The organism is Dermabacter sp., assembly GCF_032550575.1.
GTDB lineage: Bacteria > Actinomycetota > Actinomycetes > Actinomycetales > Dermabacteraceae > Dermabacter > Dermabacter hominis.
The window spans coordinates 172,715-193,787 of record NZ_JAWFZC010000001.1; the positions used below are offsets into that span (position 1 = coordinate 172,715).

Here is a 21,073-nt window from a genome sequence, read left to right on the forward strand (position 1 = left end):
GGGCATCATGCGAATTCTTTTTGCCGGAACGCCCGACGTTGCCGCTACCTGCCTCTCCGCCCTCGCCGATTCCTCCCACGAAGTCGTCGGCGTACTCACGCAGCCCGATGCCCGCGGCAAGCGGGGGAAGAGCCTCGTGCCCTCTCCCGTTGCGGTCCTCGCGCAAGAGCTGGGAATCCCATCGTTCAAACCCGCTGACGCGCGAAGTGCCGAAACACGCGAGTGGATCCGCGAGAGCGGTGCCGAGGTAGCGGCCGTCGTCGCTTACGGTCAGATTCTCGAGCGCCCCGTGCTCGAGTCCCTTCCCGGCGGATTTTTTAACCTTCACTTTTCGCTGCTTCCCGCGCTTCGCGGCGCGGCACCGGTACAGCGCGCGATTGAGCAGGGCCTTCAGGAAACCGGCCTTAGCGTGTTCAAACTTGACGAAGGCCTCGACACGGGCGCGTTGGCGCGCCAGGAGCCGCACTCGATTGCCCCGCTTGCGACTGCGGGAGAGCTCCTCGAAGACATGGCCGAGCATGGCGCCCGGGTTCTTGTCGAGGTCATGGATGAACTCGGCCGCGGTACTGTGACTCTCACCGCGCAAGAAGAGGAGGGAGCGAGCTACGCGCGCAAACTTCGAGCCGACGAAGCACGGATTAACCCGGCGCGCCCCGCGCGGGAGGTTGCCGCTCACATTCGCGCGTTTGCCCCCAATCCTGGTGCATTCACGAGCGTGAGAGGTTCGAGGCTCAAGGTTCTCGGCGTAGGAAACACAGAGGCGCCCGAGGGCATGAGCCTCGCCCCCGGCGAATTCGGTGTCACGAAGAAGCACGTGTTCCTCGGCACCGCCACCGAGCCTCTCGAGCTGACGCTCGTGGGGCCGGCGGGCAAGAAGCACATGGCCGCTGCTGATTGGGCGCGCGGCGTACGACTGGAAACGGGCGAGCGCATGGAAGAGGAGAGCGCGGCATGAGCGAGGAGCGACAGAAGCGTCGCGGAGGACATACCCAGCGTCACCGGAACGACGCGGGTCACGAGCGGAGCGGTTCGCGCGGCAGGGGCGGCCCTCGACGCGGTTACTCGCGCAAGCGCCCGAGCGAACGCCGCCGCGAAACGACCCCCTCAAGGCTCGCCGCATACGAGGCAACGCGACGTGTGAGCGAGGAGGATGCCTACGCGAACATCGTGTTCCCCACCGTTCTTCGTCGCCATCGTGTGGAGGGACGCGATGCCGCTTTTGCCACGGAGCTCTTCTACGGGTCGCTTAGGGCACAGGGTCGGCTCGACGCAGTTCTTGCGGAATGCGTGGATCGCCCGCTTTCGAAAATCGAGCCTGCCGTTCTTGACGTTCTTCGCCTCGGCGCGTACCAGATGCTTGATATGGGGGTCGCGGCGCACGCTGCTGCCTCTGAAACTGTGGGCCTCGCACGCGAGGTGACCGGGGCAGGGTCTGCCAGCCTGGTCAATGCCGTGCTTCGCCGCGTGGGCGAAAAAACACTCGAGGAATGGCTTGCCATTGTCGTTCCGGCCCGCGAGGACGACGAGGACCGTTTCCTTGCGATCACCTATTCGCATCCGGAATGGATCGTGCGCGCGCTGCGGGAGGCCCTCAAAGCTCACGGGCGGGATCCACGCGAGATCGACGCCCTGCTGGCCGCCCACAATGACGCGCCTTCGGTCAGCCTCGTCATGCGGCCCGGTCTAACCGACGAAAACGAGCTTGCCCAAGCCGGTGCACAGCCCGGCCGCTGGTCGTTGTTTTCGATGGCGTGGCCAGGCGGCGATCCGGGGACGATTCCCGCGGTTAATGAGGGACGTGCCGCTGTTCAAGACGAGGGCTCGCAGCTTGTCGCACTCGCGCTTGCCCTCGGCGCGGATAGCCTCGTCGTGGAGCCCGACCATCACTGGCTTGATCTCTGCTCGGGGCCCGGGGGTAAAACCGCGCTTCTCGCCGGTGCGAGCATCACCCACGACGCCGAGGTGCTGGCGGTCGAGCTACAGGAACACCGCACGCGCCTCGTCGAGCGTTCGGTCCACACGCTCGTAGAAGCGGGTGCGGAGGTCGAGACGCTCACCGCCGACGGCCGCTCGATCGGCGAACGTTTCCCCGAACAGTTTTCGCGCGTCCTCGCCGATGTCCCGTGTTCGGGCCTCGGAGCGCTACGGCGCAGGCCAGAATCGCGGTGGCGTAAGCAGCCCGGTGACCTCGGTTCTCTTGGGCGTTTGCAACGCGAGCTTCTCGCCAGCGCGGTCGCGGCCACCCAGGTAGGTGGCGTGATTGCCTACGTCACGTGCTCGCCGCACGCTAATGAGACGCTCCTCGTGGCAAAGGCGGCGCAGCGCCGGCACGGGGATCTCGAAGTTCTCGACGCTCGTGAAGCGCTGCGTGCCGGGCTTCGTAGCGATGCGGGTGACATCGACCTCGGCGACGGCCCCTTTGTGCAGTTGTGGCCGCACGTGCACGGCACAGACGCCATGTTCCTCGCGATGTTTCGCAAAACCGATCCAGAACCCTAACCTTCCACCACGATAGGAGAGCCTCCCGTGTACTCGACGTCGTCAACGAGCATCCACCCGTCCATTCTCAACAGCGACTTCATGCACATCGGTTCTGAACTCGACAAGATTTCCAATGCCGAGGCCGCCCACATCGACGTCATGGACAACCATTTCGTGCCCAATATGACGTTCGGCGTCAGCATGGTTGAGCAGATCGCGAAGCGCTCACCGATCCCGCTTGATGCCCACCTCATGATCGATTCGCCTGACCGCGATGCCGTGGCGTACGCCGAGGCTGGAGCGCAGTCGGTGACGTTCCACCTTGAGGCCTCGAGTGCTCCCGTGCGACTCGCGAGGGAGCTTCGAGCGAAGGGTGTTAAGGCCGGCGTTGCGCTGCGCCCAGCGACACCGGTCGAGCCTCTCGTGGACATTCTTGGAGAGTTCGACATGCTCCTCGTGATGACGGTCGAGCCCGGCTTCGGTGGGCAGTCGTTTATCGACTCGATGCTCCCCAAGGTTCGACGAGCGCGTCGCGCCATCAGTGAGCAGAACCTCGAAGTGTCGATTCAGGTTGACGGCGGCATCTCACGCGCGACGATCGAGGGAGCCGCTGAGGCCGGGGCGAATGTGTTTGTCGCTGGAAGCGCGGTCTATAAAGCAGCCGATGCGGCGGCTGAGGTCGACGCCTTGCGTGAACTCGCGCGCACGCATCGTCACGACTAACCGCCCCCCCCCCATGACTGCCGCTTCGCACATCCCAGAACTACCGCTCACGTATCGCCCCCGTGCAGTACGCAGGTGGGGGTACATCGTCGCCGCGGTGTTCGCCTTTGCGTGCCTCGTGATGGCCGTGTCGCTTCCGCTTCTCACCCACAGGGTTCTCGATTCGCTGGGTTTCGTGCTGCTCGCGCTGGCAGTGGGCTGGTTTTGCCACCGGCACGCTAGCGTCCACGTGCGAGCCGACGCCGCCTGCGTGACGGTGCGCAATGCTTTTTCGACGCGCCGCTTCGAATGGGCCGAACTGATCGGGGTGAGCTTCCCCGAAGGAGACCCGTGGGCACACCTGGATGTGGCCGATGGCGACACGTGTGCCGTCATGGCCTTTCAACGGGCCGATGGCGAAAGAGGCGTCGACATGGCGCGCGAGTTCAATGCGCTCATCGACACGCACTCGCTTAGGCCGTAGGCGCCTCGGCGGCAAGTCGTCCTGCAAGGGCGCTGTACAGGAAACTCGCCCGATCCTCCTCGAGCCCGCGGCCCATGGTCGACACGCGTACCGGCAGCGCCCGTATCGCCTTTTCGAGGCCCTCACCTGACGTTGCGGTGACTCGATGGGCAGGCACCCCGTGGGCAGACCGCACCGAGTTAATGTGTGCGTAGCTTTCGGCTATCTCGAGATCGATATCGCTGCGCTCGGATGGAGATAGGCTCGGTAGCTCGACTCCCGCAAAAAGCATGCGCTCGAGCACGGTCCTCGAGTGGTGGGAGAGGCCCACGTGGCGCGAGCGCGGGTCAGCCTCGGATACGCGTGGCGCACAAATGGCTCGCGCCCCCATCGCAGCTGCGGCGTGGAGGGCATCCGCGACGGCGATTGAACCAAAGCCCCAGCGTGTACCGGTCCCGAGGTTTCCAGGCCCTTGCGCAACGATGACGGCGTCGGCCTCGAAGTGTGCGCGTGCCGCGGCAAGAGCCGAGGGCACGGACACCGCTTCGGCGTCGCCCCCGAACGACTGCCCGGCGCTGATGGTGGCTGAAAGAATTCCCTCCTCGCGAAGGCGGGCATTAGCACGCGAGTATGCCACGGGTAGCGCAGCCCAATCCGTGTGGACATACACGAGCCGCGCCCCGGGCCGCACCGCGTGAAAGCCCGCGGCGATGGGGCCGACGGCTGAATGCAAACCGGCGACGATGACGCTCATCCCGTCGAGGCTCTCCACGGCGTCAATCGCCTCGTGGGCCGGGGAAGCAGGGTCGTCGATGGCATCGACCATCATCTGCTGCGGGGTATAGCGGGCCTTCATCATGTGGCCTTCGGGAAGCTCTCCGCGCTCGCACGCATCAAGATTGGCGATGATGAAAGCGTCGCCTCCCGTTCCGAGGCTCTTTCGAAGGGCATTGGTGTTGAGCAGGAGGCGATCGCCCACGGCCGGCGCCGCGACCATGCCGAGATAGGCGAGGGCGCTCACGCGGGTACCGTCGGAATCGAGCGCGGCCCACACGCGGCAGACACCCGGCCATGCATCTCGGTGCTCGAGCACCGTTCCCGTTTCCTGCGCGATCATGGTCCCAAGCTTACCGAGCCGGGACGCTAGGGTTGAGATGTGCCACCTACGCAGAATGTCGAGCGACTCCTGAGCCTCGCACTGACTCTCACGTCGAGCACACGCGGCCTCACGCGGGAGGAAGTGACGGAGCTTGTGCCGGGGTACGAGCGCATGAATCCCGCGAGTGTCCGCCGTCAATTCACCCGCGATCTCGCTCGACTAGCCAAGCTCGGAATCGATGTCGATTCCACCCCCGACCTCGTCAATCCCTCCACGCTCAGGTATACGGCCTCCGTGCGCGATGCTACGTCGTCGACCGGCACGTTTGAGGCACACGAGCGCCTCATGCTCGGGGCTGCGGCAGCGATGTGGAGCACTCAGTCCGCGGGAAGCCTCGGAGCCCGCATTCGCGCAAAGCTCGCCTCGTTGGGGGTTCCGCCAGTCTCGGGCATTGCGCGGGGAGCGCTCGGCTCCTCGCCCGCAAGCACCCCTCTCCTCGAGGCCCTTGAGTCCGGCAAATCCGTCACCTTTGCCTATCGCTCCTCTGCGGCGGCGGCCGCCCATAAACGCCGCGTGGAGCCGTGGGCTTTTGATGTGGCTCGCGGGCGCGAATATCTCTACGGCTACGACCTCGACCGGGAGGCTCCTCGAATCTTTCGCGTCAGCCGCATCGAATCGATCCCTGTTGAAGGGCCGGCCGCGAGGCACGCGCGTGAGCCGCATCCGCCGATTCGATCGCTCCTTTCGAACGATGGGACGCTCGCCGGCCAGTCGAACGAGAGCGCCGAACAATTGCGCGTGCGCATCGCTCCCTATAAAGCGCTCGGCTTGCGCTCTCAACTCGGCATGGACGCTAGGAGTCCGGTTGCCGAGGTCCCACCGAGCAAGGCCGACGGAATCCTCAGCGCAGCATGGGCCGAGCCTCTATGGGTGGCACTGGAAGGAGACCACTCTCTCGCTACGACGTGGGCGCTGACGAGAGCAAGAATCGCCGCCCTCCATACCGGGCCCGCCTCACTGACGTGGGAGCGCGCATCCACGTTCGACACCGTCAAACAAAAGCGCGCACGTGACGTGGGAACGGGCGATGGCGAACTGACACGCCTGAGTGCCGAGATCGCCTACCTCCATTCGTTCGGAGACGTTGCCGTAGCCGACATGGCCCGCGATTTTGGGCTCACGGTAGACGAGCTCAATGCCGACCTCGACATCATCTACAACGCGGGGGATTACTCGCGGGGGTACGACGAACTGGTCGAAGTCACGCGCGCTGACGGATACGTCTCCATCGCCGGAGCCGACCCGCTCGCGCGTCCCATGACCTTCACCGCTAGCGAAATCAGCGCACTCCTCATCGGCCTCGAGGCCGTCGCCGACTCGCGCAGCGGATTTTCGGTATCCGGAATCGAGGCCCTTAGGGCCAAGCTTGCCGCGATGGTGCCCGAGGGAGCCGTTCAAGGCGGGCAATCGTCGGAGGCCTCTCGTGACCACGAGAATCCCACCCTCACGCGCATCCTCGATGCGCACGCCACGAAACGCCCCGTGCGCATCATGTATTCGCCTGCTGCTCGGCACGGCATCAGCATTCGTGACATCGAGCCACGCGAGGTCACTTCAAAGTACGGCGCTCTGTATGTACGCGCGTATTGCCGGCTCGCGGGGGCCGAAAGGGAGTTTCGCTCCGACCGCATCGTTGACTCGTGGGAATGCACCGATCCCGCCGCTCCCGCAACCGGTGATTTCACGACACCGCTTGATGTCGCGCTCGAAAACTGGCCGACTGTCACTCTCGCCATCGGCCCCAAAGCGAGATGGATTCTCGATGTCTTCAACGCGAGCGAGCTTCGCGCCGAGCCCAATTCCACGAGAGTGATCGCGCGCATCACGCCTTCGTCGAGCCATGCACTCCTTGCCGCGATCTTCGAAACCGACGGCGAAGCAGAAGTTCTTGACCCGGATCACATTCGATCCGCAATCAGGGGCGTGGCTGAGACCAAGGTCGCGCGTCTAGGGGAGTAGGCTGGAGCGGCCGAGACGATCCGGATTGACCGGTGGTGTCTATGCGAAAATTATCAGCGTGCCGGGTTCTCGGCACTTACATCACACGCTATGGATGGTGATTTGACGATGCCTAGCAACTTTTTAAAACCTTGGACCATCGCGATCCTCTTGCTGCTGGTTGTTCTGCTCTTCGGCGCGAACAAGCTCCCGGGCCTCGCACGCAATCTTGGTGAGTCCATGCGCATTTTCAAGAACGAAGTTTCCGAAATGCGCAAAGAGGATGACGACGACCACGCCGAGGCGTCCATCAATGTCAAGCGCGATCGCGAAGGTGCGCGTCGCGACGACCGTTCCTACGACGCCCGCGATGATCGCGACCGCGACTACCGACGTGACGACCGCGACTACCGCCCCGACGACCGCGACGACTTCCGACGCGAAGAACCCGTGCGCGAGGCTCGCGATCGCGAGGACTTCCTCGGCGACGGCCGCTCTGACGACCTCTACCGCCGCGACTGAAACGAAACGCATCTAGCGTGCCCGGTCCTCCACTGGCGAGGGCCGGGCAGAAACTGAGGGTAGGACGACACACGTGGCAAAGAAGAAGAAACGCCCCCGCGATCCAGAAGGGCGCATGAGTCTTGGCGAGCATCTCGCCGAACTTCGTGACCGCATCTTCATCGTCGCGGTATTCGTGGTCCTCTTCTCGATTGCCGGTTGGTTCCTTTACTACCCGCTATATGAGGCACTCGCCGTACCTTTCCGTGAGCTCAAGGGGCTCGGATACAACGTTGCGATCAATATCGGTGGTGTCGCCGGCACGTTCGAAACGCACTTGAGGCTCGCCGCCTACATTGGCGTGGCGCTGAGCATCCCGGTAATCGTGTACGAGGCGTGGGCGTTCATCTCACTCGGCCTCAAGAAAAATGAAAAGCGCTGGGCACTGTCGTTCTTGTTCTCCTCGGGGCCGCTCTTTCTCGCCGGCGCCATTTTCGGGTACTTCGCGATCACAAGAGCGATCCCGATCCTCATGACTTTTGGTCCTAACAAGGAAGTTCTTCAGCTCGTCGAGTTTCGCGACTACATCGAGCTTGTCGTCAAGACCTGCATGGTTTTCGGCGTCGCCTTCATCTACCCGGTATTCCTCGTCGCGCTCAACATCGTGGGGATTCTTCCGTGGCGCACAATCCTTAAGGCCTGGCGCTGGGCTATCCTCCTCAGCTTCATTTTCACCGCCGCGATGGTTCCGACGCCGGAGCCGATTACACTTCTCCTTGTGACCTCGCCCTTCCTCATTCTCTTCTTTGGCGCCGTGCTCGTCTCCTACATCCTTGAGACGCGGCGCGAGAAGCGCCTCAAGAAGCAGGCAGCCTTTACGGAATCCGGCGAATACGTGCCGTCCCAGATTGCGCTTCCCAAATCGCTCGATGAGGCCTACGCCGATTCCCACAAGGACACCGGCGGTTCGTCAGAATCATGAGCCGCCTCCGAGTAGGTGTTATTGCGAACCCCTACGCAGCCAAGCGCCGCTCAGGGAATATCGGCCACGACGTCTGCGCTCTGCTCGGCGCCGCGGGTTTGTCGGTGATCGACCTTTCTGCTCCCGATGCCCTCACGGCGAAGCGGCGTGCCGAAGCCGTCATCGACACCCTCGACGCTCTCGTGGTCGTCGGGGGTGACGGCACCGTGGCTCTCGGGGCCTCTCTCGTGTGCGGCACGAGTATTCGCCTCGGCATCGTGCCGGCAGGCTCTGGGAATGACTTTGCACGCGCGATCGGGCTTCCCCTTGATGATGCCGACGCCGCCGTGCGCGTGATCGTCTCCGCGCTCGCACGGGGCGAGCAACGTATTGACGCGATCGAGGCACACTTTGAAGGCGGCCCGGAGGGCAGCAGCGTCATCGCCCTCGGCAATCTCAACATGGGCTTCGACGCGATTGTTAATGCGCGCGCGAATCGTTCCCGCTACGGCTATTCGGGTGCCGTCGCTCGAGAGCTCCTTTCGTACAGGCCGCGCCGATACTGGGTCGAACTCGACGGCGGCGAACGCCAGCACATCGACGCTTCACTCGTGACGCTCAGCAATGCTGGCTACTTCGGTGGCGGGATGAAGTACTGTCCCGTCTCAAAGGTCGACGACGGAGTGCTCGAGTTCGTCACTGTTTCGGGCCTTAGCAGGGCTGGACTCGTACGCTTTTTCCCTCGCGTGTTCTCGGGAACGCACGTATCCCTGCCTCACTACACGGTCACTGCTTGCGCTTCGCTCACGATCGGCTCGGACGATCCTATTGAGGTGTGCAGCGATGGGGAAACACGCGCATTTCTCCCGCTTCGCGCTCGAGTTTTGCCCGGGGCGGTGAGCATCCTCGCCCCGCAGCTTCACGACGACCAGTTTCAGGAGGCAGCAGCATGAATGACGCTCCAGGTACCGGCCTTCGCGGGCACTTTACCGCGCGATTTGCGTTTGATCTCGATCCGTTCCAGTTGAGCGCCATGGACGCGCTGGACCGAGGAAGCTCGGTTCTCGTTGCCGCTCCCACGGGCGCCGGCAAAACCATCGTCGGCGAGTATGCCGTTCACCGGGCCATGGCACACGGCGTCAAGGTCTTCTACACGACTCCGATCAAGGCCCTGAGCAATCAGAAGTACCAAGAACTCGTGGAGTGGCTTGGGCACGAATCGGTCGGGCTTGTGACGGGCGACGTGAACGTCAATTCGGAAGCCCAGGTCGTCGTGATGACGACCGAGATCCTTCGCAACATGATGTACGCCGATTCTCCGACTCTTCATTCGCTCGGCTATGTCGTGATGGATGAGGTCCACTATCTCGCGGATCGAATGCGAGGGCCCGTGTGGGAAGAGATCATTATTCACTTGCCGCGAAGCGTGCAGCTCGTTGCCCTGAGCGCGACCGTTTCGAACGTTGAAGAGTTCGGGGCGTGGATAGAGGAAGTGCGGGGGAGTACGGAAGTGATCGTTTCCGAGCGCCGCCCGATCCCGCTGTGGCAGCACGTGCTCAGCGACCACGAGCTCATCGACGTGTTTCTCGACGAAGACGGGCGGGCAACACCCTCGCACGGGCCGTTTGCCCATCGGCGCTATCGCGAGGTTAATCCCATGCTCGCCGAAATCGGCAAGGGGACATGGGACGACGTGCCAGACGGTCACCGCTACGGCGGTAAACGCCACGGGAGGGGTCGGAAGAGCGGCAGGTCGGGCCGACGGGGCTATCGGGATCGGCGCAACGATCAGCGTGGTCCGCATCGTTCGCATCGCCACGAGCAGAGGATGCGGCCACGGGCGATGAGCCGAGCCGACGTCGTCTATCTCCTCGAGGAGCGCGGCATGCTCCCCGCGATCTTCTTTATTTTTTCTCGGAGCGGCTGCGATCAGGCGGTGGCACAACTCATGCGAGCGAACGTGCGGCTCACGGATGACGCGGAGCGCTCGCAGATCAAAGAGGCCTTTCGCGCCGCGCTCGGGGATTTGCGTGCTGACGATTACGACGCGCTCGGGATTGGCAGGATTGAGCGGGCGGCGATGAACGGACTCGCGGCCCACCACGCGGGTCAGCTTCCCGCTGTCAAGGCCGTGATCGAGGATCTTTTTGCTCGTGGACTCATCAAGGTTGTTTGCGCAACGGAAACCCTCGCCCTGGGCATCAACATGCCGGCGCGCACCGTCGTCCTGGACAAGCTGACGAAGTTTAACGGGACTGAGCACGCGAAGATCACACCGGGGGAGTACACGCAGCTCACGGGACGCGCGGGGCGCCGCGGCATCGACGTCGAAGGGCACGCTGTCGTCGTTGTTGGCTCCTCGATCGCGGCACAAGACGTCGCCGGCCTCGCCTCGACTCGAACGTACAAACTGCACTCTGCCTTTAGGCCCACGTACAACATGGCCGTGAACCTCCTTGACCGGTTTAGTCTTGACGAAGCGTACGAGACCCTTGAAAGCAGCTTCGCGCAGTTTCATACGGACCGAAGCGTCGTGGCGCAGGCGCGCAAGGCGCGCGAGAAGCAAGAGGTGGCCGAGCAATACCGCGAGGCGATGCACTGCTCGAAGGGCGATATCGCGCAGTACGCGGACATCCTCGAAAAGATCTCGGCTCGCGAAAAAGAGCTGAGCCGAACGCGTGCCGATAAACAGCGCGAGCGTACTCGCTCAATCGTCGGGAAGCTCCGTCGGGGTGAGGTCATTGCCATCCCAGGGGGACGCCGCTCAGGTTTCGCGGTTGTCATTGACCATGACAAGACGGTTCGCGGGCCACGCGTGTGGGTCATCACGCGTGAGGGCCAGCTTCGAGATCTCTACACCGTAGATTTCACCGCGAGTCCCATGGTGCTCACGACCATGCGGGTGCCCTCGCTCGATCGGGTCCGCAGTGCGAGGGTGCGAAAGGACACGGCATCCGCTCTGCGGGAAAAGCTCCGAGGTGAGGACTCTCCGCGCGCGGCGGTAAGGGCCCGCTCGAGTGAGAAGAGTGCGAACCCGAACCATGATTCTCTCCTCGTGCAGCTTCGCGAGGACCTGCGAGAGCATCCGTGCCATCGCTGCGACGATCGCGAACAGCACATGCGGTGGATCTCGAGGTACCGGAAAGCCGCTCGCGAGGCAGCGCGGGCGGAGCGAACAATTGCGCAGCGCACGTCGCAGCTCGTGCGGCAGTTCGATCGGGTGCGCGCGGTTCTTGAGGCACTCGGGTACGTGGGAGAGTCCGACGCCAGCCGGCACGTCACCGTCACGGCAAAGGGCGAGTTGCTCAAGCGCATCTATTCGGAGCGTGACCTCATCGTGTGCGAGGCCCTCGACCAGGGAGTGCTCGAGGGGCTCTCGCCCGCAGCACTTGCGGCTGTCGCGAGCGCGCTCAGTTACGAACCGCGCCGCGAAGAGGGGGGAAGCGAAGACCACGACGACCGTTCCGTCTCCCGCGCTCTGTACGCGCTGTCCGTTCTGGCCGACGACATTAACGTGCAGGAAAGGCGAGCGGGACTCGATCAAACTCCCGCCCCCCATCCCGGTCTGTGCTCGGCGGTGTACCGCTGGGCAAAGGGGGAGGGGTTCGCGCAGTCGATCGGAAACGCGGCCGTCGCCCCTGGCGATTTCGTTCGTCACGTGCGTCAGGTCATCGATCTTCTCGATCATCTTGCTCATGTCCCCGGGCAGTCCCACGCGGGCGTCGCGGCGACAGCGCGGAAGGCTCGCCTTCAGCTTTTGCGCGGGATCGTGGCCCAGGATATGTAAAAGTGCTGTTTGGAGAAACAGTGTGGGTCGAGTGATCGGTGAAGGCGAGGAATGTCGGTTCAACAAACGCGTGTGGCGGTGATTTCCGCGTCCACTCCACGCCGCCGACTCTGCGCTTTGCCGGTGCAAGGAGACCGTTGTGAAGGATAAACCCTCGACGGCCGACGACATTCGTGAGGTCCTCGTCCCTCATTTCGAGGGAGAGAAATTTACACCGCCGATTATCGCGCTCCTCAGTGCCATCGCCGGCGGGGTCCTGTTCCACTTCTCTTTTGACCCCTACGGGCTCTGGGGTCTGCTGCCCGCTGCTCTTGGCGGGCTTATTTTTGCATCGTTCACGCGCCGCTGGATCACGGCTGTGGTTGCGGGCCTCGCCTTCGGCGTGAGCGCATTCATCCCGCTTTTTTCCTGGGCCAATATTTATGCGGGACTCGGGCCGTGGCTAGCCCTCGCCGCCTTTGAGGCTCTCTACATCGCCGTATTTAGTTTTCTCACTCGGCTCATACTCGTCCGCCGCGGCATTCGCTTCTCGAGCAGCGTGGGGATCGCGTGCCTGTGGGCGATCATGGAATTCGTGCGTGCAAGTGTTCCGTGGGGCGGCCTCTCGTGGGGAATGAGCGCGTTTGCCTTCTCGAACTCCCCTCTCTTGAACTTCGGCCCGTGGCTCGGTATTACCGGGCTTGGCGCTGTTTCGGGGTTGCTGGGCGCACTCGTGTTTAGCGCCCTGTGTGCGCTGACTTTTCGGCGGGCGAAGGGGCGAAACGGGATGCACGCCGTGTGGCCCGCATCCGTGGCGATCATTATTGTTCTGTGCGCCCTTGTGACGCCTCGACCAGCCAATTCAGTTGACTCGGGCCATCACTCGATTCATATCGCCGGTATTCAAGGCAATATCGAGCGCCCCAAGGCCGGCTCGTACTACATTCCCGACACTATGTTCGACAATCACGTCGAACGCACCCGCGAGTTCCTCGCCACGAATGAGAGTGCACGCCTCATCGTCTGGCCAGAGGATTCAACCGGATGGGACGTGACCGCTCATCCGGAACGCATGGCGACGCTCAAGGACCTCGCGCGCGAATCGGGAGCGCCAATTCTCGTGGGCACTCAGCGGCCCAACGGTGAGAAAGCGCGCTTCAACACGTCAGTTTTGGTCGACGACAACGGTCTCACGGGCCAGGAATACACGAAACGCCACCCGGTGCCTTTTGGCGAATACATCCCTCAACGAGAGTTCTTCGCAAAGATTACCGACAAGGTTTCGCTCGTCGAGCGCGATATGACACCGGGGGATAAGCCCGGAATAATCGACCTCTCGGGAGCGAAAATTGGCGTGCTCATTTGCTTTGAGATTGCCTACGAGCAAAGTGTCGCCGATACCGTGAACGCGGGGGCTGAACTGCTCGTCGTCCAATCCAACAATGCGCTCTTCCTCGATTCTCACGAGTCCGTTCAGCAGCTCGCACAAGCGAAGGTCTTCGCCGTCATTTCGGGACGGAGTGTCGTGCATATTTCCACCGTGGGAGATTCCGCGATCTTTACTCCCGAAGGTCGCAAGCTTGCGGGCCTTGGCCACTGGACCGCAGGCACCATGACGGCAGACGTTCCCGTTCGCACGGGGCTCACCCCCGCCATGCAGCATGGTGTCGCGATTCGCGGAATCATCGCGGCATGTGCAGGCGTTGTCCTACTAGGGAGCATTATTGCTCCGCCGCGTACCATCAAGGAAAGGCGTTCCCGTCCGTGACAACGCTCGTCATCATTCCCACCTACAACGAGATCGACGCGCTCCCGCCCACGCTCGAGCGCCTCAGGTCTGCAGTTCCCGAGGCGCACGTACTCGTTGTTGACGATGGATCGCCGGATGGGACTGGCCAGTGGGCCGATCGCCTCGCCGAACGCGATGAGCAGGTCCACGTCCTGCACCGTACCCAAAAGGGCGGCCTCGGGCCCGCATACCTCGCGGGTTTCGCATGGGGTCTCGAGCACGGCTATGACGTGCTGTGCGAGATGGATGCCGATTCCTCCCATAGGCCCGAGCAACTCGGAACGCTCCTCACGGCGCTCGAACGTGGCGCCGACCTCGCGATCGGCTCGCGTTGGGTCCCTGGGGGAGCGGTCCACAATTGGCCCCTCAATCGCGAGCTTCTCTCGCGTGGCGCAAACACCTACGTAAATCTCGCTCTTGGGCTAGGCGTGAAAGATGCGACGGCAGGCTTTCGAGCCTTTCGCGCACCCATCCTCACACGCGTTCTCGCGGGCGAGGACATCGCAAGCCAGGGCTACTGCTTCCAGGTCGATATGACTCGCAGGGTCCGTGCCGCGGGCTTTGTGATCCGGGAAGTTCCGATTGACTTCGACGAACGCGAATACGGTGAATCCAAAATGAGTTCCGCAATCATCAAAGAGGCCATGCTTCGAGTGACGCAGTGGGGTATCCACCACCGTCTCTCACAAGCCCGTTCGCTCGTGAAAAAGGGTGCATGATGAACGACGCTCGCCTCTCTCGTTCCCTTCCGGCATGGCTGCTGCCCGTCGGCGCAATCCTGCTCGGCATCGTCGAGATCGCGATCCTCATCTGGATCGGTTCTGCGACTCACTGGTGGGTACCTCTGCTCCTTATTGCCCTCGGGTGGGTCGTCGGCTTCGCTCTCATACTGTCCGCTGGACAGCAGTCGATCACGCGAATCATCTCTCTGTGGCGCGCCGCCACCGGCCGCGGCGAACGTAAGAAGCACCTGTCTCGCCCAGCCTTCACGCTGATCTCCGCCATGCTGTTCTTTTTCCCCGGTGTCCTCACCGACATCGCGGGACTCATCCTCTTGTTCACGCCCGTGCAGCAAAAGACGCTCGATACCGTAGGACTTGGCTCCGGAAAGTCTTCGCGACGAGTTCTTTTCACCTCGCATCGGGGATCGGTCATTGAAAGCGAGATTGTGATCGATACGACCGGGCAAGCGTCGGACCCCCAAGGCTCCCGCCCGGACACCACCGCACACCCGAGCGGCCAGCTCCCGCCTGCCCCCGAGAATGATCGCTCAAGCAGTGAGGGCGGAAACGGAAAAACGCCGCCCCCTTACGAGGGCGACGTTCTCTAGGATCTACGGTGGCGGGGGACAGGCCGCCGCCACGGCCACTACAGGAAGTGGCGGTTCGAGTGTAGCTTACCGGCGCGAAGAAGCTCCAGGCGCTTGTCGAGAAGCTCCTGCAACTCTTCTTCTGAGCGGCGCTCGAGGAGCATGTCCCAGTGGGTGCGCTGAGGCTTACCAGGCTTGCCTTCGGGCTTTTCGTGATCGCGAAGAACGGCGGTCTCACCGCAGCGGCACTCCCACACGAGCGGTACATCGGCCTCTACCGAAAACGGGAGGATGATGATGTGCTTGTTGGGGCAGTCATACTTTGCTTCCTGGCGCGGAGCGGCGAGAACGCCGTCATCCGTTTCCATCGAAAGCGAACCGAGTCGGGTGCCTCGCAGTGAGCGAGAGTTCATCGAGCGACCTTCTTCCCTACATTGTCCGTTGTGGGCGCCTTTGGCGAATCTTCGCCAGCATTCACGACCTATGAACGCCTCGGCCGGTGGTGTTATTCCCTTCCGGGCCCCGTGCGGTGATTGGCACGAGCCTCGCGAACCTTCACGAGCCGATCAACACGGTTACTTACGATACCATCCACGCCCATGTCGAGGAGGGCGTGCATGGCCGGCTCGTCATCGATTGTCCACGCGTGTACCTCACACCCAGCCCGGTGTGCGGCGGCCACGAAACGGGGCGTAAGGATCGGGAGCCCCCTATAGCGAATGGGGACCTGGAGGGCCGCATAACGTGCGAGCACCCTTGTGCTCAGCCGCTCGGCCCCCAACCACGAGGCTGCAAGGAACGCCGCGACCGTCGTGCGAGAAGCGCTAGCCATGACCTGATGCCCGCAGGCGCTGCTCGCTCGTGACACGACTTCATGTGCGACCGCGGGATCAAAGCTTGTCAGGCACACCCGCCGACCGGCGCCCGTTCGCGCGATGGCTGCGACGGTGGGCTCTATGGCAGAGGCCGCCTTCACATCGATGTTGAAGGGGAGGTCGGGGAACGACGCGAGTGCATCATCGAGGCGTGCGATCGTGCCACGATCGTGCACACGGACCGTGCTCAGACGCGACCACGGGGTTTCGGCTATCGCGCGTGGGTCGCCGCCCGCGACTCGCGCAAGCGTAGGGTCGTGGAAGGTCAGCGCCACGTTGTCACTGCTCGCGCGTACGTCGGTTTCCATGACGTCCGCCCCGTGCGCGCAGGCGGCTGCAAAGGCCTCAAGTGTATTTTCTCCACCTTCAGGCGCGAAACCGCGGTGGGCTATCGCGCGGGGAAGCGGTCCCGAAAAGTATCGACGCACTGGCGAGCTCACGACCCGTACCCTTCGTCGAGCAGCGAATCTTCCTCGTCCTCATCTGTGCCGCGCGAGCGGTGTCGGGTGTGACGAGTGGCGCCGTACCGCCGCACAGAACCGCGAGCAGGCGCCGCGGCGACATCGTTGGCGACGGTGGTGGCTAAGGCGGCGTCGGACTCCTCCTCGCCCTCGTAGTCGCGAAGCGTACGACGTGCCGCCACCACAAAACCGAGCACGAAAAACGCCGAAAAAATCCACCACTGAAACGCGTAGGACAAATGCGGGCCAAGCGAGGTCGAGGGTTTTTCCAGGGCGGAAAGCCCTTCCGGAGCTACCCCGTTCTCGCTTACGACTTCGCCGTAGGCGCCCTCGAGGACATTCTCGAGCTGCGGTACTTGAGAGAGGACGTCAGTCGCATTCACCGAGTGGAGCTGCCCCGGGACTTCTGGTCTGTCGGAGAGCCGGGGTTCGCGCGGCCTCAAGCGCGCGACGAGCTCGACCTCGCCGGAGGAAACTTTCGGTCGGGACGCAGGAACCGAGTCCGTCTGCCCCGTCGTGACCCAGCCGCGTACGGCCAGAAAAGTACTGCCGTCGTTCGTCTCGAACGGGACGAGCTGCCAAAACCCCACGCTCGAACCCTCAACACGGTTTCTCACGTACAGCACACATTCGGGGCGCGAGCAATAGTGGCCGCGGGCGCGCACGACGGTGTAGTCATCGGCTGCGGCTAATTTCGACCGAGCCGAGGAGGGCGCGTCAGCGAGCGCAATCGGCTCGGCATCGTAGTGTTGCTCGATCACCGCCGCCCGGGCCCGCTTTTCCTCAAAACGATTCAATTGCCAGATGCCAAGCCGCACGCACGTAAGCGTCGCGAGCGCGACAAAAAGGAATGCGAGCGCCCACCGCCACGTCACAATTGGGCGAAGACCGACGCGCCTCACAGGTGCTCACCGCCCCATGTCTCGCGGACCGTGCCGTCCTCGTCAACCGTGATGAACGGCTGAGAAGGCTCTGCCGTAAGAACAAAGGGAACGGGCTGTTCATCGAGGCGCTGCTCCCGGTTCGGCGGTGTGGGAACCGCCTGGTCGTTGGCAACGAGGACCGCGAAAAGGGGCAGGACAACCGCTCCGATCAGCGCGACAAGCTTCCATACGCCGGGCACAACGATCAGCAGGGCGAGGCACACCATGCGTATCGCCATGGCGAGGATGTACGTCCGTGAACGGCGCGACACATCGGCAGAGCGCGCAATGGGAATCGCCGCGGGTGGCGCCGAAAAAGACGTATGAACGCTCGCGGGAGGGACGGTGTTCTCGAGGGGATCAGAGGGCATGAACGCCTGACAGCGAAGACGAGTGCAGCAACGACGCCGCGGCGCTTTCACCCTTCGGCAGCTCGTTCATCGCAAAGGAGAACAGTTCCGAGAATCCATAGACCGCGGCAGCCACGAGGAGCACGCCCACCACGCACAGGCACACGTTCACGATGAGCCGCCTGCGGCGAGCGTGCGGATCGTACGGGCCAAACGCACGCGGCTTCTCCGGGGGAAAACCATTGATGAGCGAAGAGCTGGCTTCGCTTGCACTCACGTGCCCAGGAAGTTCAACGGTCGCGGGGTACTGCCGGATACGCTCAGCCACGATCGCACTTGCGTGGACGTTTTCGCTGCGCACAACGGGAGCGGGAACAGCGGGGGAAGGTCCGACGGTGGAAGGGTCATAGTCAAGACGCCATCCCGCGGGGACTTCCGGCCACTGAGGGTTCGGTTGCCACGACTCCGGAAGCGCCCCGGTACCCTCGGGAGGCTCGGGCCATGACGGAGGCGGATTAAAGCGTGACGTCACCGGTGCTCTCCTCCCGCGTGCCAATCGTGTCTTATGACGTGCCGTCCTACCATCGTAGGCTATGCGCCGCCGCGCAATCTTTAGCGATAGGCTTGGCCCGAACCTCATTCTTCCATAGCGTGAAAGGGCAACTGTGACCTCTCGAAGCGTGTTGATTACCGGCGGCAACCGTGGCATTGGCTACGCGCTCGCCGAACACTTCCTTTCCCTCGGCGACAAGGTGGCCGTCACCTCGCGGTCGGGGGAGGGCGGCCCCGAGGGTGCGCTCACCGTTAAAGCGGACGTCACCGACCCGTCATCGCTCGATGCGGCCTTTGCTGAGGTCGAAGAAGCACACGGGAGCGTCGAGGTCCTCATTGCCAACGCGGGTATCACTGACGACCAGCTCATGCTGCGCATGAGCGACGACTCCTTCGACAATGTCGTCAATACAAACCTGAACGGTACGTTCCGCACCGTAAAGCGGGCCATCAGGGCCATGATGCGCAAGAAGAAAGGACGCATCATTCTCCTGTCGTCAGTGGTGAGCCTCCTCGGCTCGCCCGGTCAGGTGAACTACGCCTCGTCGAAGGCTGGCCTCATCGGTATGGCACGCTCGCTCACGCGCGAACTTGGCTCGCGCGGCATCACGACCAACGTCATTGCCCCCGGCTACATCGAGACGGAAATGACGCGCGGGCTCGACGAGGCTCGCAAGGAGCAGTACCTCTCGCAGATTCCCGTCGGTCGCTTCGCAGCACCCTCTGAGGTCGCAAAAGTTGCGGCGTTCCTCGCGAGCGACGATGCGTCATACATTTCGGGCGCCGTCATTCCTGTCGACGGCGGCCTCGGCATGGGACACTAAAGACTGCGCACTTCCACAACGAGAATTAACGTCGAGCGCGCCTTGGGCGCAGAACGGGTGAAATCGCGTGAGTGATGAACCTCCTAGTCGCATCCTTCTTTTGATGCGGCATGGAAAAGCAGAATCGGATGCCGCTAGCGATATGGAACGCGTGCTCACTGATCGAGGGCATTCGCAGGCCAGGCTCATCGGTGACTACCTTTGCGCGCAGGGGGTACGGCCGAGCTGTGTGCTCGTCTCCTCTGCGGCGCGTACGCAAGAAACGTGGAGCGATGTCCACGCGTCACTCGGGAGCCCTGAATGCAGCGTGAGTGTGCTCGACGAGCTGTACCACGGAGGTGTTCGGGATGTGCTCTCACTCATCCGGGACGTCGATGATTCTTGCCGGGTTCTCCTCGTCGTTGGGCACGAGCCCACCATGAGCCAACTCGCTGCTTACCTTGGCAATGACGATGACTCTGATCCCGCCTCCCTCGCCCAGGTGCGCATCGGTGTGCCGACCGGCTCCATGAGCGTCCTTACCTCGAGTGCCGATTCGTGGAAAGACGTCGCAGAAGAGGAGCTCAATCTGCTCACCCTCGTGCGGGGCTAGCGCGGCTCACGCAAAAAGGGAGGGGCCCCGACGGGCACCCTCCCTTTTTCTTTCAGGTCAGTGCTGCGGCTCGATGATTGTGCCCTTGCCAATCACCGTGATTCCCGAATCCGTGACGGTCCATCCGCGAGCGAGGTCTTCCTCGCGGTTGAGGCCGATTTGGGTTCGCGGTGGGATCACGATGTCTTTGTCGATGATCGCGCGGTGGATTTGCGAGTGACGGCCAACCGTCACATTGTCCATAATCACTGAATCGGAAATAGAGGACCACGAGTGGAGTTGGGCCCCCGGGCCAATGACGGAGTTGGAGATTTGCGCGCCGGACACCACGACGCCCGCTGAGACGATCGAATCGACCGCACTTCCGACACGACCCGGGCCGGCGTGGACGAATTTCGCGGGTGCGAGGGCCGATCGCGATTCCGTAAACACCGGCCATGCGGTGTTGTACAGATTGAAGATCGGGTGGATCGAGATGAGATCCATGTGTGCTTCGTAGAAGGCATCGAGCGTTCCGACGTCTCGCCAGTAATCGCGGTCGCGGTCCGTCGAACCAGGCACGTCGTTACGAATGAAGTCGTAGACTCCCGCGTCGTTGAGGTTCACGAAGTGGGGGACGATGTCGCCACCCATGTCGTGGTTCGACTCGCCGTTTTCTGCGTCCCTCGTGACGGCTTCAACGAGGGCGTCGGCAGTAAACACATAGTTCCCCATCGAGGCAAGCACCGAGTTCGGATCATCCGGCAGGCCCTGGGTCTCCTTGGGCTTTTCAACGAACTGCGCAATGCGAGTGGGATCTTCGGGATCGACTTCGATCACGCCGAACTGATCGGACTGCTCGATGGGCTGCCTGATCGCTGCCACCGTGCACGAGCGACCCGATTCGATGTGGGCCTCAACCATCTGCGAGAAATCCATCCGGTAGACGTGGTCTGCACCAACCACCACGATGTAGTCGGGCTTGGAGTCACCAATGATGTTGAGGTTCTGATAGATCGCATCGGCGCTCCCGAGATACCAGTGCTTACCCATGCGCTGCTGAGCAGGCACGGGGGCGACGTAATTGCCGAGCAGTGAACTCATGCGCCATGTCTTTGCGATGTGCGTGTCAAGCGAATGCGACTTGTATTGAGTAAGGACGACAACCTGGAGATAGCCGGAGTTCACGATGTTGGAAAGCGCAAAATCGATCAGCCTGTAGGAGCCTCCAAACGGCACGGCGGGCTTTGCGCGATCGAGTGTGAGCGGCATGAGGCGCTTGCCTTCACCGCCGGCGAGAACAATTGCGAGGACCTTCGTTGCGACCATGCTTCAATCGTACTGCACAGTTAGGTGCATCACGTCCTCGTTTACCGCGTGCTCACCTCGGTGCCGCTCAGCTTTCGTTTCGCGGGAACGTACCGGTCATGCGAGCTTTCGTACGTGTG

21 protein-coding genes are annotated in these 21,073 nt (G+C 62.7%); 14 read left to right on the forward strand and 7 right to left on the reverse strand.

Annotation, left to right across the window (positions count from 1 at the left end; all coding sequences use genetic code 11):
• The first annotated feature begins 7 nt into the window (after nucleotides 1-7).
• From fmt to E6X30_RS00875, 4 genes are read left to right on the forward strand one after another with little or no spacing between them, the layout of a single operon-like run.
• Entirely contained in the window at nucleotides 8-955 is a 948-nt protein-coding gene (gene fmt, locus E6X30_RS00860) for a methionyl-tRNA formyltransferase (protein WP_316335540.1), read from the forward strand.
• On the forward strand, nucleotides 952-2,499 hold the full coding sequence (locus E6X30_RS00865) for a transcription antitermination factor NusB (RefSeq protein ID WP_316335541.1): 1,548 nt from the start codon (nucleotides 952-954) through the stop codon (nucleotides 2,497-2,499). Before fmt ends, E6X30_RS00865 begins: the two co-directional genes overlap by 4 nt.
• Before the next feature lie 27 nt (nucleotides 2,500-2,526).
• Complete coding sequence (gene rpe, locus E6X30_RS00870; RefSeq protein WP_316335542.1) at nucleotides 2,527-3,204, forward strand: ribulose-phosphate 3-epimerase; 678 nt, start codon at nucleotides 2,527-2,529, stop codon at nucleotides 3,202-3,204.
• Nucleotides 3,205-3,217: 13 nt separating this feature from the next.
• On the forward strand, nucleotides 3,218-3,667 hold the full coding sequence (locus E6X30_RS00875; protein ID WP_316335543.1) for a PH domain-containing protein: 450 nt from the start codon (nucleotides 3,218-3,220) through the stop codon (nucleotides 3,665-3,667).
• On the opposite strand, the gene E6X30_RS00880 is transcribed toward E6X30_RS00875, so the two are convergent.
• The gene (locus E6X30_RS00880; RefSeq protein ID WP_316335544.1) at nucleotides 3,657-4,763 is read right to left on the reverse strand and encodes a DUF3866 family protein; all 1,107 of its coding nucleotides are present in this window, start codon (nucleotides 4,761-4,763) and stop codon (nucleotides 3,657-3,659) included. The two genes, E6X30_RS00875 and E6X30_RS00880, sit on opposite strands and share 11 nt — an antisense overlap.
• 39 nt (nucleotides 4,764-4,802) lie before the next feature.
• Between E6X30_RS00880 and E6X30_RS00885 the strand changes: the two genes are divergently transcribed.
• The 8 genes from E6X30_RS00885 (at nucleotide 4,803) to E6X30_RS00920 (ending at nucleotide 15,090) form a co-directional block, all read left to right on the forward strand.
• Complete coding sequence (locus E6X30_RS00885; RefSeq protein WP_316335545.1) at nucleotides 4,803-6,764, forward strand: WYL domain-containing protein; 1,962 nt, start codon at nucleotides 4,803-4,805, stop codon at nucleotides 6,762-6,764.
• A gap of 108 nt (nucleotides 6,765-6,872) precedes the next feature.
• The gene (tatA, locus tag E6X30_RS00890) at nucleotides 6,873-7,265 is read left to right on the forward strand and encodes a Sec-independent protein translocase subunit TatA (protein ID WP_316335546.1); all 393 of its coding nucleotides are present in this window, start codon (nucleotides 6,873-6,875) and stop codon (nucleotides 7,263-7,265) included.
• A 73-nt stretch (nucleotides 7,266-7,338) separates the two neighbouring features.
• Nucleotides 7,339-8,226, forward strand: coding sequence for a twin-arginine translocase subunit TatC (gene tatC, locus E6X30_RS00895; protein WP_316335547.1), 888 nt, complete (start codon nucleotides 7,339-7,341; stop codon nucleotides 8,224-8,226).
• Nucleotides 8,223-9,158 (forward strand): diacylglycerol kinase family protein, encoded by a 936-nt coding sequence (locus E6X30_RS00900; RefSeq protein ID WP_316335548.1) that lies wholly within the window; start codon nucleotides 8,223-8,225, stop codon nucleotides 9,156-9,158. The genes tatC and E6X30_RS00900 overlap by 4 nt, the downstream gene beginning before the upstream one ends.
• Entirely contained in the window at nucleotides 9,155-11,992 is a 2,838-nt protein-coding gene (locus E6X30_RS00905) for a DEAD/DEAH box helicase (RefSeq protein ID WP_316335549.1), read from the forward strand. The genes E6X30_RS00900 and E6X30_RS00905 overlap by 4 nt, the downstream gene beginning before the upstream one ends.
• A gap of 139 nt (nucleotides 11,993-12,131) precedes the next feature.
• Nucleotides 12,132-13,739 (forward strand): apolipoprotein N-acyltransferase, encoded by a 1,608-nt coding sequence (lnt, locus tag E6X30_RS00910; RefSeq protein WP_316335550.1) that lies wholly within the window; start codon nucleotides 12,132-12,134, stop codon nucleotides 13,737-13,739.
• Nucleotides 13,736-14,479, forward strand: a complete 744-nt coding sequence (locus E6X30_RS00915; RefSeq protein WP_070436054.1) for a polyprenol monophosphomannose synthase — start codon at nucleotides 13,736-13,738, stop codon at nucleotides 14,477-14,479. The genes lnt and E6X30_RS00915 overlap by 4 nt, the downstream gene beginning before the upstream one ends.
• Nucleotides 14,476-15,090: an FxsA family protein gene (locus tag E6X30_RS00920; RefSeq protein WP_083286243.1), complete on the forward strand. Its 615-nt coding sequence runs from the start codon at nucleotides 14,476-14,478 to the stop codon at nucleotides 15,088-15,090. The genes E6X30_RS00915 and E6X30_RS00920 overlap by 4 nt, the downstream gene beginning before the upstream one ends.
• A gap of 38 nt (nucleotides 15,091-15,128) precedes the next feature.
• Here E6X30_RS00920 and E6X30_RS00925 read toward each other — a convergent pair whose 3' ends face one another.
• From E6X30_RS00925 to E6X30_RS00945, 5 genes are all read right to left on the reverse strand, one after another.
• A complete protein-coding gene (locus tag E6X30_RS00925) occupies nucleotides 15,129-15,482 on the reverse strand; it encodes an RNA polymerase-binding protein RbpA (RefSeq protein WP_016664563.1) in 354 nt (117 codons plus the stop codon).
• A 92-nt stretch (nucleotides 15,483-15,574) separates the two neighbouring features.
• Nucleotides 15,575-16,384 (reverse strand): glycerophosphodiester phosphodiesterase family protein, encoded by an 810-nt coding sequence (locus tag E6X30_RS00930; RefSeq protein WP_040386541.1) that lies wholly within the window; start codon nucleotides 16,382-16,384, stop codon nucleotides 15,575-15,577.
• Entirely contained in the window at nucleotides 16,381-17,307 is a 927-nt protein-coding gene (locus E6X30_RS00935) for an SURF1 family protein (RefSeq protein WP_316335551.1), read from the reverse strand. The genes E6X30_RS00930 and E6X30_RS00935 overlap by 4 nt, the downstream gene beginning before the upstream one ends.
• Complete coding sequence (locus E6X30_RS00940; RefSeq protein WP_259852988.1) at nucleotides 17,304-17,699, reverse strand: DUF3099 domain-containing protein; 396 nt, start codon at nucleotides 17,697-17,699, stop codon at nucleotides 17,304-17,306. The genes E6X30_RS00935 and E6X30_RS00940 overlap by 4 nt, the downstream gene beginning before the upstream one ends.
• Nucleotides 17,689-18,210, reverse strand: coding sequence for a hypothetical protein (locus tag E6X30_RS00945; RefSeq protein ID WP_259893290.1), 522 nt, complete (start codon nucleotides 18,208-18,210; stop codon nucleotides 17,689-17,691). The genes E6X30_RS00940 and E6X30_RS00945 overlap by 11 nt, the downstream gene beginning before the upstream one ends.
• Before the next feature lie 133 nt (nucleotides 18,211-18,343).
• Between E6X30_RS00945 and fabG the strand changes: the two genes are divergently transcribed.
• Together fabG and E6X30_RS00955 are read left to right on the forward strand one after the other, a co-directional pair.
• Complete coding sequence (gene fabG / locus E6X30_RS00950; protein WP_232049698.1) at nucleotides 18,344-19,054, forward strand: 3-oxoacyl-ACP reductase FabG; 711 nt, start codon at nucleotides 18,344-18,346, stop codon at nucleotides 19,052-19,054.
• 103 nt (nucleotides 19,055-19,157) lie between these two features.
• Complete coding sequence (locus tag E6X30_RS00955; RefSeq protein WP_061211945.1) at nucleotides 19,158-19,646, forward strand: histidine phosphatase family protein; 489 nt, start codon at nucleotides 19,158-19,160, stop codon at nucleotides 19,644-19,646.
• A 57-nt stretch (nucleotides 19,647-19,703) separates the two neighbouring features.
• Here E6X30_RS00955 and glgC read toward each other — a convergent pair whose 3' ends face one another.
• Nucleotides 19,704-20,954: a glucose-1-phosphate adenylyltransferase gene (glgC, locus tag E6X30_RS00960; RefSeq protein ID WP_259893289.1), complete on the reverse strand. Its 1,251-nt coding sequence runs from the start codon at nucleotides 20,952-20,954 to the stop codon at nucleotides 19,704-19,706.
• Nucleotides 20,955-21,073: the final 119 nt, after the last annotated feature.

Excerpts from the sequence above, each read along its gene's own strand:
- fmt (WP_316335540.1), top strand. The coding sequence starts at position 8 with ATGCGAATTCTTTTTGCCGGAACGCCCGACGTTGCCGCTACCTGCCTC.
- E6X30_RS00865 (WP_316335541.1), top strand. The coding sequence starts at position 952 with ATGAGCGAGGAGCGACAGAAGCGTCGCGGAGGACATACCCAGCGTCAC.
- E6X30_RS00875 (WP_316335543.1), top strand. The coding sequence starts at position 3,218 with ATGACTGCCGCTTCGCACATCCCAGAACTACCGCTCACGTATCGCCCC.
- E6X30_RS00880 (WP_316335544.1), bottom strand. The coding sequence starts at position 4,763 with ATGATCGCGCAGGAAACGGGAACGGTGCTCGAGCACCGAGATGCATGG.
- tatA (WP_316335546.1), top strand. The coding sequence starts at position 6,873 with ATGCCTAGCAACTTTTTAAAACCTTGGACCATCGCGATCCTCTTGCTG.
- E6X30_RS00900 (WP_316335548.1), top strand. The coding sequence starts at position 8,223 with ATGAGCCGCCTCCGAGTAGGTGTTATTGCGAACCCCTACGCAGCCAAG.
- E6X30_RS00905 (WP_316335549.1), top strand. The coding sequence starts at position 9,155 with ATGAATGACGCTCCAGGTACCGGCCTTCGCGGGCACTTTACCGCGCGA.
- E6X30_RS00920 (WP_083286243.1), top strand. The coding sequence starts at position 14,476 with ATGATGAACGACGCTCGCCTCTCTCGTTCCCTTCCGGCATGGCTGCTG.
- E6X30_RS00925 (WP_016664563.1), bottom strand. The coding sequence starts at position 15,482 with ATGAACTCTCGCTCACTGCGAGGCACCCGACTCGGTTCGCTTTCGATG.
- E6X30_RS00940 (WP_259852988.1), bottom strand. The coding sequence starts at position 17,699 with ATGCCCTCTGATCCCCTCGAGAACACCGTCCCTCCCGCGAGCGTTCAT.
- E6X30_RS00955 (WP_061211945.1), top strand. The coding sequence starts at position 19,158 with ATGCGGCATGGAAAAGCAGAATCGGATGCCGCTAGCGATATGGAACGC.
- glgC (WP_259893289.1), bottom strand. The coding sequence starts at position 20,954 with ATGGTCGCAACGAAGGTCCTCGCAATTGTTCTCGCCGGCGGTGAAGGC.